Consider the following 14870-nt stretch of genomic DNA (forward strand, 5'->3'; position numbering starts at 1 on the left):
TTTCCTCTATTTTCCCTCGCCACGGCGGCTAGACTGGCGGGGCATACGTTCAGCGGTTGATAAGGACCATTCGGCGAAGATGTCCAGCATGCGACGAGTGGCTCTCCTTCTGCCTTTGGCATTGATCGCTCCAACCGCGAGCAGCGCGCAGCTGGTTTCGGCCAACCCCGCCCCGGTGCTCGCGCCCTCCAACGACGTCGGCTATGCGCTGAACGACTGGCGGCGGTTGCGGCAGGGCAGCAATTGGGCGTTCGCCGACTATGCCCGCTTCCTCAACGCCTACCCCGGCTGGCCGGGCGAAAGCACGATGCGCCGTTCGGCCGAGCGGGCGATGCAGCCGGGCGAATATGCCGCCACCGTGATCGCCTTCTTCCGCACGGATCCACCGACCACCGCCAACGGTTTTGCGCGCCTTGCCGAAGCGTTCGCCGCGCAAGGCCGCTCGGCTGAAGCACTCGCTGCCGCACGCCGGGCCTGGAGCGCGTCGAACCTGTCCGCCGCGGACGAGATCGGGCTGTACCAGCGCTTCGGCGCCAGCTTCACTACCGCCGACCACGACGCGCGCGTCGACCGCCTGCTGATCGACCGCGATCCCACCGACGCCGCCCGCCTGCTCGCCTCCACCAGCGCCGCGCGCCGACCTGCCTTTGCCGCGCGCATCGCCATGCAACAGCGCGCGCCTGACACGGAGGCGCGCTACAACGCGGTCATGTCTCAGGTGACGCTTGACGCCGGGCTGATGCAGGACCGTGCGCGCTATCTGCGCGAAGCCAATTGGCAGGCCGCGGCGCGGCAGCTGCTCGCCCGCCCGCACCGCTTCACGTACCTCCCGGTCGATCCCGGCAAATGGTACGAGCTGAAGCGCATCGTGGCGCAGGAAGCCTATGCCGACCGCCAGTTCACCCTTGCCTATGACATCGCCCGGCAGGTCGACGACGCCCTTCCCGCCGGCAGCGATCTGACCGCCCAGCCGCTGCAGGTGCGCGACGAATATACCAACCTCACCTGGCTGGCCGGCACCGTCGCGATACGCGTGCTGAACCGCCCGGCCGACGCGATCGCCCTGTTCGACCGCTACAGCCGGGGCGGGCGCTCGCTGCAGGTGCTGACCAAAGGCGCTTATTGGGCCGGCCGCGCGGCGGCGCAGGCAGGGCAGCTCCAGAACGCGACCGCGCATTTTAGCAAGGCCGCCGCTTACCCTGACCTGTTCTACGGCCAGCTCGCTCATGAGCGCCTCGGCCGCACCATCGCAGCGCCCCTTGGCGCCCCGCAGATGCTGGTGACGCCGGCGCAGCGCTCCGCCTTCCAGACCAAGCCCCTGGTTCGCGCCGTCCGCTTGCTTGGGGCGCAAGGTCGCCGCGACGAACAGGCCTTGTTCGTCCGCGCGCTTTCCGAATCGCTCACCAACGACAGCGACCGCCTGCTCGCGACCGAGATGGCCGATCAGGTCGGGCGTCAGGATCTCGCTGTCTGGACCGCCCGTTCCTCGCGTAACAGCGGCTCGCCCTTCTACTTCCGCGGCGCTTATCCAACTGTCTCCGGCGGGATCAGCGAGGAATATCTGTGGAGCATTAGCCACGGCATCACGCGGCAGGAAAGCAGCTTCGACCGCACGGCGGTCAGCGGCGCCGGCGCACGCGGCATGATGCAACTGATGCCTGCCACCGCGCAGGAACAGGCCGGCAAGCGCGGGGTCAGCTATGACTTTAGCCGGCTGACCTCGGATCCCAGCTACAACGTCATGCTCGGCTCCTCCTATTTCCGCCGCCTGCTTGACCAGTGGGGCGGTAATTACGTGCTGGCGGTGGCAAGCTACAACGCCGGGGCCGGAAACGTCCGCAAATGGGTCCGCAACAATGGCGACCCGCGCGCGCCCGGCGCCGACGTGGTCGCCTGGATCGAGGACATCCCCTTCTCCGAAACCCGCGGTTATGTGCAGCGCGTGCTCGAGAATACCGTCGTCTACGACCGGATGAACCCGCGCGCGGCGGCTCCGCGGCAGCTCAGCCACTTCCTCGGCAAGGCCCGCCTCGGCTAAAGCGCCGGGATGAGCGATCGTCCCCGGTTCATCACGCCCGAAGGCTTCGCCCGCATCCGCGGCGAATATGAGCAATTGTTCGGGACCGAACGGCCCAAGCTGGTGGAAACGATCAGCTGGGCAGCGGGGAACGGCGACCGCTCGGAGAATGGCGACTACATCTACGGCCGCAAACGCCTGCGCGAGATCGACCGGCGCCTCGGCTACCTGTCCAAGGTGATGAAGAACGCCAAGGTCGTCGATCCCGCAACCCAGCCCGACCGCGACGTGGTGCGCTTCGGCGCGACGGTGGAGCTTGCCGACGAAGAGGATGAGCGCCGCACCTTGACCCTGGTTGGCGACGATGAAGCCGACGCAGGCGACGGGCGGATCGCGTGGGGAAGCCCGATGGCGCGGGCGCTGGTCGGCGCGCGGGTCGGCGACGAACGCACGGTCCGGCTACCGGCGGGCGAGAAGAGCTGGGAAGTGATGGCGATCCGCTATCCGAGGGACTTGCGCCAAGCCTCCAAATAGGTCGGTCCGCGGCGCTCGGCAGAGCGACACGGACCGATGGCAAACCTCACATGCCGGCAGGCGTATCAGAGCGCCCGCCTGGGCGGATCGGCGGTTCCAGGGGGGACCGCCGACCCGTTTCGATCAGGCGAACTGCGGAATGACCGAGTTGCTGCGACGGCGGCGAAGCGAGGCACCGGCGGCGCCGAAACCGATCAGCATCAGCGCCCAGGTGCCGGGCTCGGGCACCGGCGCGGCAACCGCGGCGGCGCGATACAGCACGGCGTTCGAATAACCCTGCGTGTCGGTCAGGCGGATATCGCCCGCCTTGACGTTGTTCCACAGGTAGATGGCCGAGACATTACCCTGCGGACCCGGGACGTTGCCCCAGTGGAAGCCGAGGATGACCTGGCCGCCGGCGGTGGCGAGCAGCTTGTTGAGGTCGTTGAGGTTGCTTCCGGTGACGATCTTGCCGGCGGCCTGAAGCGCGTTCCAGTCGACGGTGTACTGGCCAGCACCGATCAGCTGGTTGATCGCGGCCTGCTGCTCGGCGACGCTGTCCTTCTGGCCGCTCATCGTGTTGCCCGAGAAGTAACCGGCGCACTTGTCGGCGGTCGGCGCGAGCGGACCGTTGGCGCAACCGGTGCTCGATCCCACCTCAACGGTGGCGGATGCAGGAGCGGCGACAGCGGCGAGGCCGAGCGCAGCAAGGGCAAGGGACAGCTTGTTCATGGGTGTTTCCTCAGAAGTCGTCACCCCATTAACTCGCCGTTAAATGTTCTGCAATTGAATCGCCGTGGTTAATCCTTCGTAAGAGTCTCGTTTCTGGACACGTCTTCTTTGCCCGAGGCCTATCCGAGGGTTTGTTCGAAGGGGTGGCGCAAGATTTGGCCTCTCGCGCAGGCGAAAGGGAGTGCTGATCAGTTCTCGTCAGTTATCAGCAGGCGAGTGCCGTGTTGATCGCTGCTCTTCTTGCAATCACGATCCAACGCGGTGCCGAGCTTGCCAGCAGTTACTTCACCGTCGATCCGGCAAAGGATGCGCTAACAACCCGGGCCAAGCCCAAGAGCGTCGATCAGCTTTTCGGACCGTCGCCGACAACCTTGATGCTGAGTTCCTTCAGCTGCTTCGCGCTTACCTCGGCCGGCGCGTTCATCATCAGGTCCTCGGCCTTCTGGTTCATCGGGAAGACCACCACCTCACGGATGTTGGGCTCGCCCGCGAGCAGCATCACGATCCGGTCGATCCCCGGCGCCGACCCGCCGTGCGGCGGCGCGCCGAACTTGAAGGCGTTGATCATGCCCGAGAAGTTGGTGTCGACCTGCTCCTGCGTGTAGCCGGCGATCTCGAACGCCTTGTACATGATGTCCGGACGGTGGTTCCGGATCGCGCCGGAGCTCAGCTCCACGCCGTTGCAGACGATGTCATACTGCCAGGCAAGGATGTCGAGCGGGTCCTTGGTTTCCAGCGCTTCCAGTTCGCCCTGCGGCATCGAAAAGGGGTTGTGGCTGAAGTCGACCTTCTTCGCGTCCTCGTCATATTCGAACATCGGAAAGTCGACGATCCAGCAGAAATCGAAGCGGTTCTCGTCGATCAGGCCGAGGCTCTGGCCGACCCGCGTACGAGCGGCACCGGCAAGCTTGGCCGCTTCCAGTTCCTTGGCGCTAGCGGCGAAGAAGATGCCGTCGTCCGGGCCCAGGCCAAGCTCATTGGCAAGGCGGTCCATGCCCTCGGTGCCGTGGTTCTTGGCGATGGGGCCACCCCACTCACCGCCCTTGCGGGTCGCGTAACCCAGGCCGGCAAAGCCTTCGCCGCGTGCCCACTCGTTCATGTCGTCGAAGAACTTGCGGCTCTTGTCCGCAGTGTTCGGCGCCGGAATCGCGCGGACGAAACCGCCCTTGCTGACGATGGTCGCAAACAAGCCAAAGCCCGAGCCTTCGAAGTGGCTGCCGACGTCGGAAATGACGATAGGATTGCGCAGGTCAGGCTTGTCGCTGCCGTACTTGAGCATCGACTCGCGGTACGGGATGCGCGGGAAGGCGCCTTCGGTGACCTTCCGCTCGCCAGCGAATTCGCGGAACACGCCGGCCAGTACCGGCTCGATCGCGTTGAATACGTCGTCCTGCGTGACGAAGCTCATCTCGAAGTCGAGCTGGTAGAATTCGCCGGGGCTGCGGTCGGCGCGGGCATCCTCGTCGCGGAAGCAGGGTGCGATCTGGAAATAACGATCGAAGCCCGCCACCATCAGCAGCTGCTTGAACATCTGCGGCGCCTGCGGAAGCGCGTAGAACTTGCCCGGGTGGACGCGGCTCGGCACCAGATAATCGCGCGCACCTTCCGGCGAGGACGCGGTCAGGATCGGGGTCTGAAACTCGGTAAAGCCCTGCTCGACCATGCGGCGGCGGATGCTGGCGATGACGTTCGAGCGCAGCATGATGTTGGCGTGCAGCCGCTCGCGGCGGAGATCGAGGTAGCGATAGCGAAGGCGGATCTCCTCCGGATACTCCTGCTCGCCCGCGACCGGCATCGGCAGCTCGGCCGCGCTGCTCTGCACGGTGACGCCGCGCGCATAAACCTCGATCTCACCGGTCGGCAGGTTGGCGTTGGTCGTGCCTTCCGCACGCGCCTTGACGCTGCCGTCGATGGTGACGACGCTCTCGACCCGCAGCTTTTCAAGGACCGCAAGCGCCGGGCTGTCGACGTCGACCACGACCTGCGTCAGCCCGTGATGATCGCGCAGATCGACGAACAGCACGCCGCCATGATCGCGCTTGCGATGAACCCAACCCGAGATGCGGACGTCGTTACCGACGTCGGCCTGACGAAGCTGGCCGCAATGGTGGGTGCGATAGGCGTGCATGATTGCGTCGTCCGGAGTTGGTCTTGATGACGGTGAATGGATGGGGCGGCGCTTTCCCCACCCCTCCCCTTTTGTCAACTTGGGCGAGCCTCGCTACAGGCCGGACAACATGAAGATTCATCCCCTTATCACAGACAGTGGCACGCTTGCCGCATTGGTGGAGCGCCTCGCGACCCACGACTTCGTCGCCGTCGACACCGAGTTCATGCGCGAGAGCACCTACTGGCCCGAACTGTGCCTGATCCAGATCGCCTCGGTCGACGAAGCGGCCGCGATCGATCCCATGGCCGACGGGATCGATCTCAAGCCCTTGTGGGACCTGCTGGTCGACAATGAAGACGTGCTCAAGGTCTTCCATGCCGGCGGTCAGGATCTCGAGATCGTCCACAACGTCACCGGCAAGACGCCCCAGCCGCTGTTCGACACGCAGATCGCGGCCATGGCGCTCGGCTATGGCGAGCAGGTCGGATATTCCAACCTCATCGAGTCCATGCTCGGCCACGCGCTCGACAAGGGCGCCCGCTTCACCGACTGGAGCCGCCGACCGTTGGACAAGCGCCAGATCGATTATGCGATCGGGGACGTCACCCATCTCGCCACCATCTTCCCGAAGATGGTCGCCAAGTTGCGCAAGACCGGCCGAGGACTGTGGCTGGACGAAGAAATGGAGCGGCTGGCCGACCCGTCGAGCTTCGCCTTCGATCCCGAGGATGCGTGGAAGCGACTCAAGCTGCCGAGCCGCAATCCCCTCGTGCTTGGCCGCCTGCGCGCGCTTGCCGCTTGGCGCGAAAAGGAAGCGCGCGGCAAGAACCTGCCGCGCGGCCGGATCGTCAAGGACGACACGCTGGCCGACATCGCGGGCCATCCGCCCAAGACCCAGGACGACCTCGCCAAGGTCCGCGGCCTATCGGCGGGGTGGCGCAACAATGACATCGGCGCGCGGCTGATGGCGGCGCTCGAAGGCGTTCAGCCGCTCGGCCCCGACGAAATGCCGGAGCGCGGGCCCAGCCGCCCGGGCCTCACCAAGGACGGCGCCTTGGTGGCCGACCTCCTCAAACTGCTGCTCAAGATCAAGGCCAAGGAAACCGGCGTCGCGGCCAAGCTGATCGCGCGCTCGGACGAGCTCGAAGCGCTGGCGGCCGGTGTCCGCAAGGACCTCGCGATCCTGACCGGCTGGCGGTTCGACGAATTCGGCCGCGATGCGTTGGACCTGGTGGAAGGTCGGCTTGCGTTCGCAACCCTGAACGGCAAGCTCAAGATGACCCGGACGCAGGCGGAGGAGGAAGCGGCGTGACGAAGCTGATGGTGATGGGGCTTGGCGCAAGCCTGCTCGGTGCCTGCGCAACGGTCGGACCGGCCGCACCGGTAGCCGGTGGCGGCACCTGCAGCAACGACGGGCTTCAGCAATATGTCGGGCAACCTGCGACCGCCGACGTCGGCGCGAAGGTGCTTGCGACCTCGGGCGCGAAGACCCTGCAATGGGTCGCAGCGGGCATGATGGTCACCATGGAATTTCGCGCTGACCGGGTGCGCATCTACCTCGACGAGCAGAACCGCATCCAGCGCCTGAGCTGCGGCTAGATCAGCTCCACCCGCGCCGTCAGCCCCATGAGATTGGCAAGCTGACGGTGGCGCCGGGCAACGATGTCGCTGTACAGCCGCCCATCCTTGCGGGCGAGGCGTAGCACCACCTCATTCTCCTCCAACCCGATGCGGCAGCGTTCCAGGAGCTTCTCGGTCCCGCCCGACAAGCGCTGGGCGAGCCGGATCGCAGCGCCCCATTGGCCGGCGTGGTCAAGGACGCGCTGCTCCACCAGCTGCGCCAAGCTCTCGTTGAACGGTCCATTGCCGCCGAAGGCCGACCACAGGGTCCGCCCGATGATCGTCCGACCCTCGGCGTCGATACCGACCCAATTGCCGTGCACCCCCATGTCGACCGCCCACAAAGCGCGGAAATCGGGGTGCGCCTCCCACGCGACGTCGGCAAGGAGGCACGCGGCCAGCCGCAAGCGCCGCGCTGCATCGTCATCGTCGGGAAACAGCGGCGCAATCCACTGGTCGAGTTCGGCGCCATGATCCCCGAAGCGCCCAAGCTTTTCGCCCGCTTCAAGCGCGGCTGCCAACAGGGGGTCTTCCGCCCGCCGATCCTCCGGCAGGTGATCGTAAAGTAGCCCCTCGCGCAAGCCATAAGCGCTGGCGACCGCGCGGGCCGGCTCAAGCACCCGAAACAGCGCGTCGAGCACCGCGGCGGCGGGGCGTGCGGTCTGGGCACGTGTCGTCGACAGGCCGAAGCGTCCTTTCAGCTGCTCTGGCGGTGCCTTGCGGATGAGATCGCGAAGTTCGCGCACCCGGTCGGCCTCGATGGCGTGGCCATGGACCACATGCAGCGGCGAGCCCGCTTCCTGCTGGTCAAGCTGGGCGAACGCACGGAACGAGCCGCCGACGAGGTACAGGGTGCGCTCAGACCCCGCGGCAAGGATGGCTGGCGGAATGGCCTTGCGCAGCGTCGCCGCGATCTGCTTGGCACTCGCGTCGGGGCCGACCCGCAACACACCAAGCGGCAGCGAGATCCCCGGTCCCGCCTCGCCGTTCGCAACCGGCGTCAGTTCGAGACTTCCACCGCCAAGATCGGCAACAACGCCCTTGGCGTGCGGAATGGCGGAAATGACCCCTAGCGCCGCCAGCCGCGCTTCTTCCTCGCCGCTGATGACCTTGGGCTCCACCCCGGCCTTGCGCGCGCGGGCAAGGAACTCGTCGCCATTGTCTGCATCGCGCGCCGCCGCGGTGGCAACCACATCCAGGCGCTTCAGCTTCATCTCACGCGCCAGCAGGCGAAAGCGAGCAAGCGCTTCGATCGCCTGGTCCATCGCCTTGTCCGGCAATCGGCCTGTCGACGCGAGCTCGCGCCCGAGGCCGGCCGAGACCTTTTCGTTGAACAGGGTAGAAGGCACCCGCTCGGACCCGGCATAAGCGACGAAGCGAATGGAATTGGAGCCGATGTCGATGATGCCGACTGGTCCGAAGCTGCGTTTTGCCATCAGTTTTTAACCGCCCTGTTCCAGCTTCAGTTTCGGCACTTTCTTGCCCTCCAGCGATTGTCCGCGGCCGGAAAGCGACGGATTGGTCATGAAATAGGTGTGCAGGTTGAACGGCTTCTTGGTGTCCGCCACCCGCCGGTACTGGCCGGTCGCGCCGTCGAGGAGCCAACTCTGCTGATTGTCGATGAGGTTGGCGACCATCACCTGATCGAGCACCTGCGCGTGCACCGTGGAATTCTCCAGCGGCACCGCAACCTCCACTCGCCGATCGAGATTACGTGGCATCCAGTCGGCCGAGGAGATGAACACCCGCGCTTTGCCGTGCGGCATCCGCGCGCCGTTGGCGAAGCACCAGACCCGGCTATGCTCGAGAAAGCGGCCGACAATCGACTTGACCCGGATATTGCTCGACAACCCCGCCAGACCCGGCCTGAGACAACAGATGCCGCGGACGATCAGCTCGATCTTCACCCCGGCCTCGCTTGCCTCGTAGAGCTTCTCGATGATCGTCGGGTCGACCAGGCTGTTCATCTTGGCCCAGATCGCCGCCGGCTTGCCCGCTGCGGCGTTGGCGATCTCCGCATCGATCCAGCCGGTCAGCTTCTCGCGCAGGGACACCGGGCTCATGACCAGCATCTCCAGCCCCTTGGGCGGGACGTAGCCCGATATGTAATTGAACAGCTTGGCCGCATCCCGCGCCGCGCGCTTGGACGCGGTGAAGAAGCTGAGGTCGGTATAAAAGCGGGCCGTCGTCGGATGGTAGTTGCCCGTTCCGAAATGGCAGTAGGTGCGAAAGCTGTTGCCTTCGCGCCTGACAACCATCGACACCTTGGCGTGGGTCTTCCACTGGGTGAAGCCGTAGACCACCTGCACGCCCGCCCGCTCAAGCCGGCTCGCCCACAGGAGGTTCTGCTCTTCGTCGAAACGCGCTTTGAGCTCGACCACCGCTGTCACCGACTTGCCAGCCTCCGCGGCAGCTACCAGCGCGTCGACGATCGCCGACTGTTTGCCGGCGCGGTACAAGGTCTGCTTGATCGCCACCACGTCGGGATCGCTCGCTGCCTGGCGAAGGAAGGCCACCACCACGTCGAAGCTTTCATACGGGTGGTGAACCACGAAATCCTTGTCGCGGATCGCCGCAAAGCAGTCGCCGCCATGCTCCTTCACCCGCTCGGGAAAACGCGGCTTGTAGGGCGCGAACCGAAGTTCCGGGTGCCCCTCGATCTCGACCAGTTGCTGGAGGTCGGCAATCCCGATCACACCGGAGCTTTCCGCGATCAACGCATGTTCGGCATCCACGCCCTGGCGCACGAGATTTTCGAGATCAAGCGGCGTGCCGCTGGCGAACTCGAGCCGGATCACCCGCCCGCGCCGCCGCTGTTTGATCGCCGAACGGAAGGTGCGGACGAGGTCCTCGGCATCTTCCTCGATTTCGATGTCGGTGTCGCGCAGCACCCGGAAAGCGCCCGCTGCGATCAGCTCGAATCCAGGAAACAGCACGTCGAGGTGCGATGCGATCGCCGCATCGATCGAGATAAAGCGCGTCGCCGTGCCCGGCAGGCGCAGGAACCGCGGCACCGATGCCGGGATCATCAGCACTTCGCTGACCGGTTCCTTGTCCGCGCTGTCAACCATCGCGAACACCAGGGCGAAGCCGAGATTGGGGACGAACGGAAACGGGTGCGACGGGTCCACCGCCTGCGGGGTCAGGACCGGCAGGATCTGCTCGCTCAGGAACGTCCGCAGCCACGATTTCTCTTCGTCGCCAAGGGCGTCGGCGGTGACCACCTCCACTCCCGATTGCCCAAGCAACTCGGCAAGCTCGAGCCAGGTACGCTGCTGCTCGGCGATCAGCGCATCGGCCTCGGCGCTGATGGTCTCGAGCTGTGCCGCGGGTGTCTGCCCGTCGTAGCTGCGCTCCTCCAGCGCTTCGAGCTGCTGCTCCTTGAGCCCGGCCACGCGCACTGAAAAGAATTCATCGAGGTTGGAGCCGCTGATCGACAGGAACCGTAGCCGCTCCAGCAACGGGTGCGCCGGGTTGGCCGCTTCCTCCAGCACGCGGCGATTGAACGCCAGCCAGGATGTCTCACGGTTGAAGTAGCGGCTTTCGCCCTCCTTCAAGCGGTTGGTCCTGATCTCGGCCGGCGCGTTCACTCTTCCCATCCTCCGTCGATCAGCCCGCCGGCAATCAGTGCGCGGCGAACGGTCGGCAGGGTCAGTCGCGCGCTGGCGGCGATGGCGAAGCGGTCGATGGCATCCACCACCCGCTCCGCCGTCCAGTAATCGCGCGTGACCCGCTCACCGACATAACGCAGGGCTTCGTCCGGAAGATGCAGACCGCGGTCGGCGAACAGCCGTCGGATTAGCGCGGCAAACAACGCATCGTCGGGCTGCTCGATCGCCACCACCGGCGTGACCGCAAGGCGTGTGCGAAGATCAGGCAAGGTGACGGCCCAGCCGGGCGGCGCACGGTCGGCGACCATCACCAGCGGTCGTCCGCTCTCCTGCGCCCCGTTCCAGGCATGGAACAGCGCTTCCTCGTCATGCCGGTCGGCCGGATCGAACAATCGCCCACCGACCCGCGCGACGAAGTTCCGGGCGAGCAGCGAGCGTCCTGATCGGCGCGGCCCGGTCAGGATCGTCGCCCGGACCGGCCAGCTCGACCAGCGCTGGAAATGATCAAAGGCCGCCTGGTTCGCCGTGCTGACGATGAAGCGGCTGTCGTCGCTCCCTTGCGGCCAGTCTAGCGGGAGCGCGATCTGGTCGGGCCCCCTCACCTCATTCCCCTGGGCGGTTGGTAGGAACGGGCGTGATCGGCTCAGGCGTCGGACGCTGCGGCTGCGGCTGCGCGGGCGCCGGTGCGGGCTGGGGTGCTTGAGGCGGCGCTGGCGCGGCTGGCGGCGGAGCGTAGCCGGTGATGGTGAACACACCGCTCGCCGTGCTGGTCTGCCACCCCCGCGCATTCAGCGCCGCGGCAAGCTGCCCTGCCGAGCCGCGGAACCGCACCACCAGCACCTGCGCGCCAATCTCCTGCACCGAACCCACGCCCGGGATCGAGCGCAGCCAGCCGACCGGCGAATAAGGCGAGGTCACCGCGATCTGAATGACCTGATCGACCGGCGCCGCCTCCGGCGTCTCCTCTTCCTCGACCTCCTCTACTGGCGGCGGCGGTGGCGGAAGCAGGCTCTGGTCAGGGTTGAGTTCGCCCGCGGCCAGCCAGCTGGTATAAAGCGCGTCCATGCGGCTCACGCCTTCGGCCATCATCCGCGGCAGGTCGGCGCTGCTATCGGCGCGGAGGGTGAAGCTGCCAAGTAAGCGGCGATCCGCACCGAAGCTTCCGGTAAAGGTCCCAACGGACGGCCCGCCCGGATACAGGCGGCGGACATGGGCGGTCGCGACCAGCACGTCGGCCGCGCCATAGAAGTCGACGAGGTTGCGCCACATCGCGCGGCCCGGTCGGCGCACCTGGCCGGCGGTGACGAGCAAGGGATCAATCCCCTGCCCCGACACCCGAACATAATCGATCGCACTATTGGCGGTGCGATATTCGGCCCACGCCCGCTGCCACGGATTGCGCAGCTCCACCGTGGTGGCCGTGCCGCCGCTCACCATCACCGGGATTAGCAGCATCGGCGCCGAGCGCCGCACCGGGCCCTCGGCTCCCAACAGCGCCGCCGAGCGCGAGCGATCGAACAACACCTGCAGCGTCGCCAGATAACGGCCCGGCGCGATCCGCTCTTCCTCGATGGCGATCGAGCTGACGATCCCGTCCAGTGTCGAATCAGGCAGCTTGGGCGCTTCGCTCATCGGCCGATTGTGCATCTTGGCCCAGAGGGCTGCGAACCCTTGCCGCTGCGCCAGTCGCCATCCGGCCAGCCGCGCGCTTTCCGCATCCTTGCCCGCGACGTCAACCTTGATGCCCCCAATCTCCAGCGTGCTGGCACTGTCGATAGGCGGAATCCCGCGTTCCCCGCTCTCCAGCTGGGCGAAGACGGCGGTGCCAAGCCCGACAAGCCCGAGCGTCAGAACCAGGAGGCGCAGAGAAAGGCGGCGCATATTGCCGCCCTCAAAGCAGCTTGGGGCTCGATTTCCAAGGCTCTTCTCGGCTAGGCGGGGGCTATGGGGCTGACTTACGAACAGGCGGGCGTCAGCATCGCCGCCGGCAATGCGCTCGTGAAGGCCATCGGGCCGCTCGCCAAAGCCACGCGCCGGCCCGGCGCGGACGCCGATCTTGGCGGCTTCGGGGGCTTCTTCGACCTCAAGGCAGCGGGCTTCACCGACCCCTTGCTGGTCGCCGCCAACGACGGCGTCGGAACCAAGCTCAAGCTGGCGATCGACCTGAACCGTCACGACGGCGTCGGCATCGACCTCGTCGCCATGTGCGTCAACGACCTCATCGTGCAGGGCGCCGAGCCTTTGTTCTTCCTAGACTATTTCGCAACCGGCAAGCTCGACACCGGGGTCGCCGAAGGGGTGGTCACCTCCATCGCCCAAGGCTGCCTCCAGGCTGGGTGCGCCCTGATCGGCGGCGAGACGGCCGAGATGCCGGGCATGTATGCCGCGGGCGATTATGACCTCGCCGGCTTCTGCGTCGGCGCGGTCGAGCGGGGCGAGCAGCTGACCGGCGCCGCCATTCGCCCGGGCGACATGCTCCTCGGCCTCGCCTCGAGCGGCGTCCATTCCAACGGCTTCAGCCTCGTCCGCCGCCTGATCGAGGTAAACGGCTGGAAACTTGACCGCCCCGCCCGCTTCGCGCCCGAGCGCCTGCTCGGCGACCTGCTGCTCGAACCGACTCGCATCTACGTGAAGAGCCTGCTGCCTGAAATCCGCGCCGGCCGCATTCACGGCCTCGCCCACATTACCGGCGGCGGCCTGCTCGAAAACATTCCCCGCGTCCTCCCCGACGATTGCCACGCCATCGTCGATGCTTCGGCGTGGGAGCTACCGCCGCTGTTCGCCTGGCTCCAGGCCGGCGGGTCGATCGAGCCCGAAGAACTCGCCCGCACCTTCAACTGCGGCATTGGCATGGTGGTGGTGGTCGCCGCCGACCAAGCCGACACCGTTGCAGCGGCACTGACCGAAGCCGGCGAAACCGTGCACTGCATCGGCCGCATCGACGAAGGCCCGCGCGGCTGCACCGTCCGCGGCCCCGATGAAAGCTGGAGCGCACGCGGCGCCTGGAGCGCCACCCACAATCATGGCTGAGCGCGCCCGCGTCGCCGTCGTCATTTCGGGCGAAGGCAGCAACATGGCCGCCCTGCTCTACGCCAGCCGGTTGCCGGACGCCGCGTTCGACATCGTGCTGGTCGCCTCCAACAACCCGCAAGCCCCCGGCCTCGCACTGGCCGAAGCGGAGGGTGTGCCGACCTGGTCGCAGAGCCACAAAGGCCTGTCCCGCGAAGCCTTTGACGACGCCCTGCACGCCGCCCTCGCCGCCGCTCAGCCAGATGCGGTGGCGCTGGCCGGCTACATGCGGCTTCTCACCCCCGCCTTTGTCCAGCGCTGGCGAGGTAGGCTGCTCAACATTCACCCTTCGCTGCTGCCCAATTATCGCGGTCTCGACACCTACGCCCGCGCCCTTGAGGCGGGCGACACCCACGCCGGCTGCACCGTTCACCTCGTCACCGAAGAAGTGGACGCAGGCGAGATCCTCGGCCAGGTCGCCGTTGCGATCCGTCCCGGCGACACCCCCGACACCCTCGCCGCCCGGGTCCGCCTTGCCGAGCACCAACTCTACCCAGCGACCCTCGCCACCTACGTCTCGCGCCATCACGATGCCGGCTGGATCGAGCGCCAGGTCGACGCCCTCGCCGCTGCCCTTCCCGAAGTCAGCCGAAAGACCAGCCACGGAAGCCCCGGCTGGGCAGTCGGCACAGAGAAATCCGCCAAGCTCTTCGCCATCATCGCCGACCGTCACCATGGGGAAGAGGCCATCGGGCTGCTCGTCAAAGCAAGCGGCGCCGACGAGATGACCGGCCTGATCGAGGCTCGTCCTGACACCTATTACTGGCCCAAATATTATGGCGCGAGCGGCTGGCTCGGCTTCAAACTCAACCGCCCCGACACCGATTGGGACGAAGTCGGCGAATGGCTCCAGCGCAGCTGGCGTGCCGTCGCCCCGCCGCGCCTCACCAAGCTGATGCGCGCCGCGGACCAGTTTTGACGCTTCTCCAGCTCCTCGCTTGGCTGGCCTTCATCAACGCCTGGACCTTTCACCGCTTCCGACAAGACAAGCAGCGGGCCGCTCTTGGCCACTGGCGAGTCTCGGAAAGCGAACTCCTCTCCCTCGCCTTCCTCGGCGGCACACCCGCCGCCTTCGCCGCCCGACACCTGCTCCGCCACAAGACCCGCAAACAGCCGTTCTCGACCTGGCTGGCAGGCATTGCGTTGATGCAAGTGGGTGCACTCGTCTGGTTGGCGATAAGGCCCGCGTGAGCTTGTC

At 66.5% G+C, this 14870-nt stretch carries 13 protein-coding genes; 7 read left to right on the forward strand and 6 right to left on the reverse strand.

Annotated elements, in window-relative coordinates; translation table 11 throughout:
* Positions 1-121: 121 nt before the first annotated feature.
* Both ACP69Z_RS11655 and greB read left to right on the forward strand, forming a co-directional pair.
* Complete coding sequence (locus ACP69Z_RS11655) at positions 122-2038, forward strand: lytic transglycosylase domain-containing protein (protein WP_426267647.1); 1917 nt, start codon at positions 122-124, stop codon at positions 2036-2038.
* Between the two features lie 9 nt (positions 2039-2047).
* Positions 2048-2551 carry a transcription elongation factor GreB gene (greB, locus tag ACP69Z_RS11660; protein ID WP_426267648.1) on the forward strand — a complete coding sequence of 168 codons (504 nt, stop codon included), beginning with the start codon at positions 2048-2050 and terminating at the stop codon, positions 2549-2551.
* 123 nt (positions 2552-2674) lie between these two features.
* On the opposite strand, the gene ACP69Z_RS11665 is transcribed toward greB, so the two are convergent.
* Both ACP69Z_RS11665 and aspS read right to left on the reverse strand, forming a co-directional pair.
* Positions 2675-3262, reverse strand: coding sequence for a PEPxxWA-CTERM sorting domain-containing protein (locus tag ACP69Z_RS11665; RefSeq protein WP_426267649.1), 588 nt, complete (start codon positions 3260-3262; stop codon positions 2675-2677).
* Positions 3263-3605: 343 nt separating this feature from the next.
* Positions 3606-5390, reverse strand: coding sequence for an aspartate--tRNA ligase (gene aspS / locus ACP69Z_RS11670; protein ID WP_426267650.1), 1785 nt, complete (start codon positions 5388-5390; stop codon positions 3606-3608).
* Between the two features lie 109 nt (positions 5391-5499).
* On the opposite strand from aspS, the gene rnd reads away from it, so the two are divergent.
* Positions 5500-6684: a ribonuclease D gene (gene rnd / locus ACP69Z_RS11675; RefSeq protein ID WP_426267651.1), complete on the forward strand. Its 1185-nt coding sequence runs from the start codon at positions 5500-5502 to the stop codon at positions 6682-6684.
* On the forward strand, positions 6681-6971 hold the full coding sequence (locus ACP69Z_RS11680) for an I78 family peptidase inhibitor (protein ID WP_426267652.1): 291 nt from the start codon (positions 6681-6683) through the stop codon (positions 6969-6971). The genes rnd and ACP69Z_RS11680 overlap by 4 nt, the downstream gene beginning before the upstream one ends.
* Here ACP69Z_RS11680 and ACP69Z_RS11685 read toward each other — a convergent pair.
* The 4 genes from ACP69Z_RS11685 to ACP69Z_RS11700 are packed head-to-tail and all read right to left on the reverse strand — an operon-like array spanning position 6968 to position 12484.
* Positions 6968-8428, reverse strand: coding sequence for a Ppx/GppA family phosphatase (locus tag ACP69Z_RS11685; protein ID WP_426267653.1), 1461 nt, complete (start codon positions 8426-8428; stop codon positions 6968-6970). The two genes, ACP69Z_RS11680 and ACP69Z_RS11685, sit on opposite strands and share 4 nt — an antisense overlap.
* A gap of 6 nt (positions 8429-8434) precedes the next feature.
* Positions 8435-10591, reverse strand: coding sequence for an RNA degradosome polyphosphate kinase (locus ACP69Z_RS11690; protein ID WP_426267654.1), 2157 nt, complete (start codon positions 10589-10591; stop codon positions 8435-8437).
* Entirely contained in the window at positions 10579-11205 is a 627-nt protein-coding gene (locus tag ACP69Z_RS11695; protein ID WP_426267655.1) for an HdaA/DnaA family protein, read from the reverse strand. Before ACP69Z_RS11695 ends, ACP69Z_RS11690 begins: the two co-directional genes overlap by 13 nt.
* Position 11206: 1 nt before the next feature.
* Positions 11207-12484, reverse strand: a complete 1278-nt coding sequence (locus ACP69Z_RS11700) for a heavy-metal-associated domain-containing protein (protein WP_426267656.1) — start codon at positions 12482-12484, stop codon at positions 11207-11209.
* Between the two features lie 63 nt (positions 12485-12547).
* Here ACP69Z_RS11700 and purM point away from each other — a divergent pair, with 63 nt between their 5' ends.
* From purM to ACP69Z_RS11715, 3 genes are read left to right on the forward strand one after another with little or no spacing between them, the layout of a single operon-like run.
* On the forward strand, positions 12548-13633 hold the full coding sequence (purM, locus tag ACP69Z_RS11705) for a phosphoribosylformylglycinamidine cyclo-ligase (protein ID WP_426267657.1): 1086 nt from the start codon (positions 12548-12550) through the stop codon (positions 13631-13633).
* Positions 13626-14591 carry a phosphoribosylglycinamide formyltransferase gene (gene purN, locus ACP69Z_RS11710; RefSeq protein ID WP_426267658.1) on the forward strand — a complete coding sequence of 322 codons (966 nt, stop codon included), beginning with the start codon at positions 13626-13628 and terminating at the stop codon, positions 14589-14591. Before purM ends, purN begins: the two co-directional genes overlap by 8 nt.
* Complete coding sequence (locus tag ACP69Z_RS11715; RefSeq protein WP_426267659.1) at positions 14588-14863, forward strand: DUF1294 domain-containing protein; 276 nt, start codon at positions 14588-14590, stop codon at positions 14861-14863. Before purN ends, ACP69Z_RS11715 begins: the two co-directional genes overlap by 4 nt.
* The last annotated feature ends 7 nt before the right edge of the window (positions 14864-14870 follow it).

It is taken from the genome of Sphingomonas sp. LHG3443-2, assembly GCF_049896405.1.
Lineage (GTDB): Bacteria > Pseudomonadota > Alphaproteobacteria > Sphingomonadales > Sphingomonadaceae > Sphingomicrobium.

Excerpts from the sequence above, each read along its gene's own strand:
- greB (WP_426267648.1), top strand. The coding sequence starts at position 2,048 with ATGAGCGATCGTCCCCGGTTCATCACGCCCGAAGGCTTCGCCCGCATC.
- ACP69Z_RS11665 (WP_426267649.1), bottom strand. The coding sequence starts at position 3,262 with ATGAACAAGCTGTCCCTTGCCCTTGCTGCGCTCGGCCTCGCCGCTGTC.
- aspS (WP_426267650.1), bottom strand. The coding sequence starts at position 5,390 with ATGCACGCCTATCGCACCCACCATTGCGGCCAGCTTCGTCAGGCCGAC.
- rnd (WP_426267651.1), top strand. The coding sequence starts at position 5,500 with ATGAAGATTCATCCCCTTATCACAGACAGTGGCACGCTTGCCGCATTG.
- ACP69Z_RS11685 (WP_426267653.1), bottom strand. The coding sequence starts at position 8,428 with ATGGCAAAACGCAGCTTCGGACCAGTCGGCATCATCGACATCGGCTCC.
- ACP69Z_RS11690 (WP_426267654.1), bottom strand. The coding sequence starts at position 10,591 with ATGGGAAGAGTGAACGCGCCGGCCGAGATCAGGACCAACCGCTTGAAG.
- ACP69Z_RS11700 (WP_426267656.1), bottom strand. The coding sequence starts at position 12,484 with ATGCGCCGCCTTTCTCTGCGCCTCCTGGTTCTGACGCTCGGGCTTGTC.
- purM (WP_426267657.1), top strand. The coding sequence starts at position 12,548 with ATGGGGCTGACTTACGAACAGGCGGGCGTCAGCATCGCCGCCGGCAAT.
- purN (WP_426267658.1), top strand. The coding sequence starts at position 13,626 with ATGGCTGAGCGCGCCCGCGTCGCCGTCGTCATTTCGGGCGAAGGCAGC.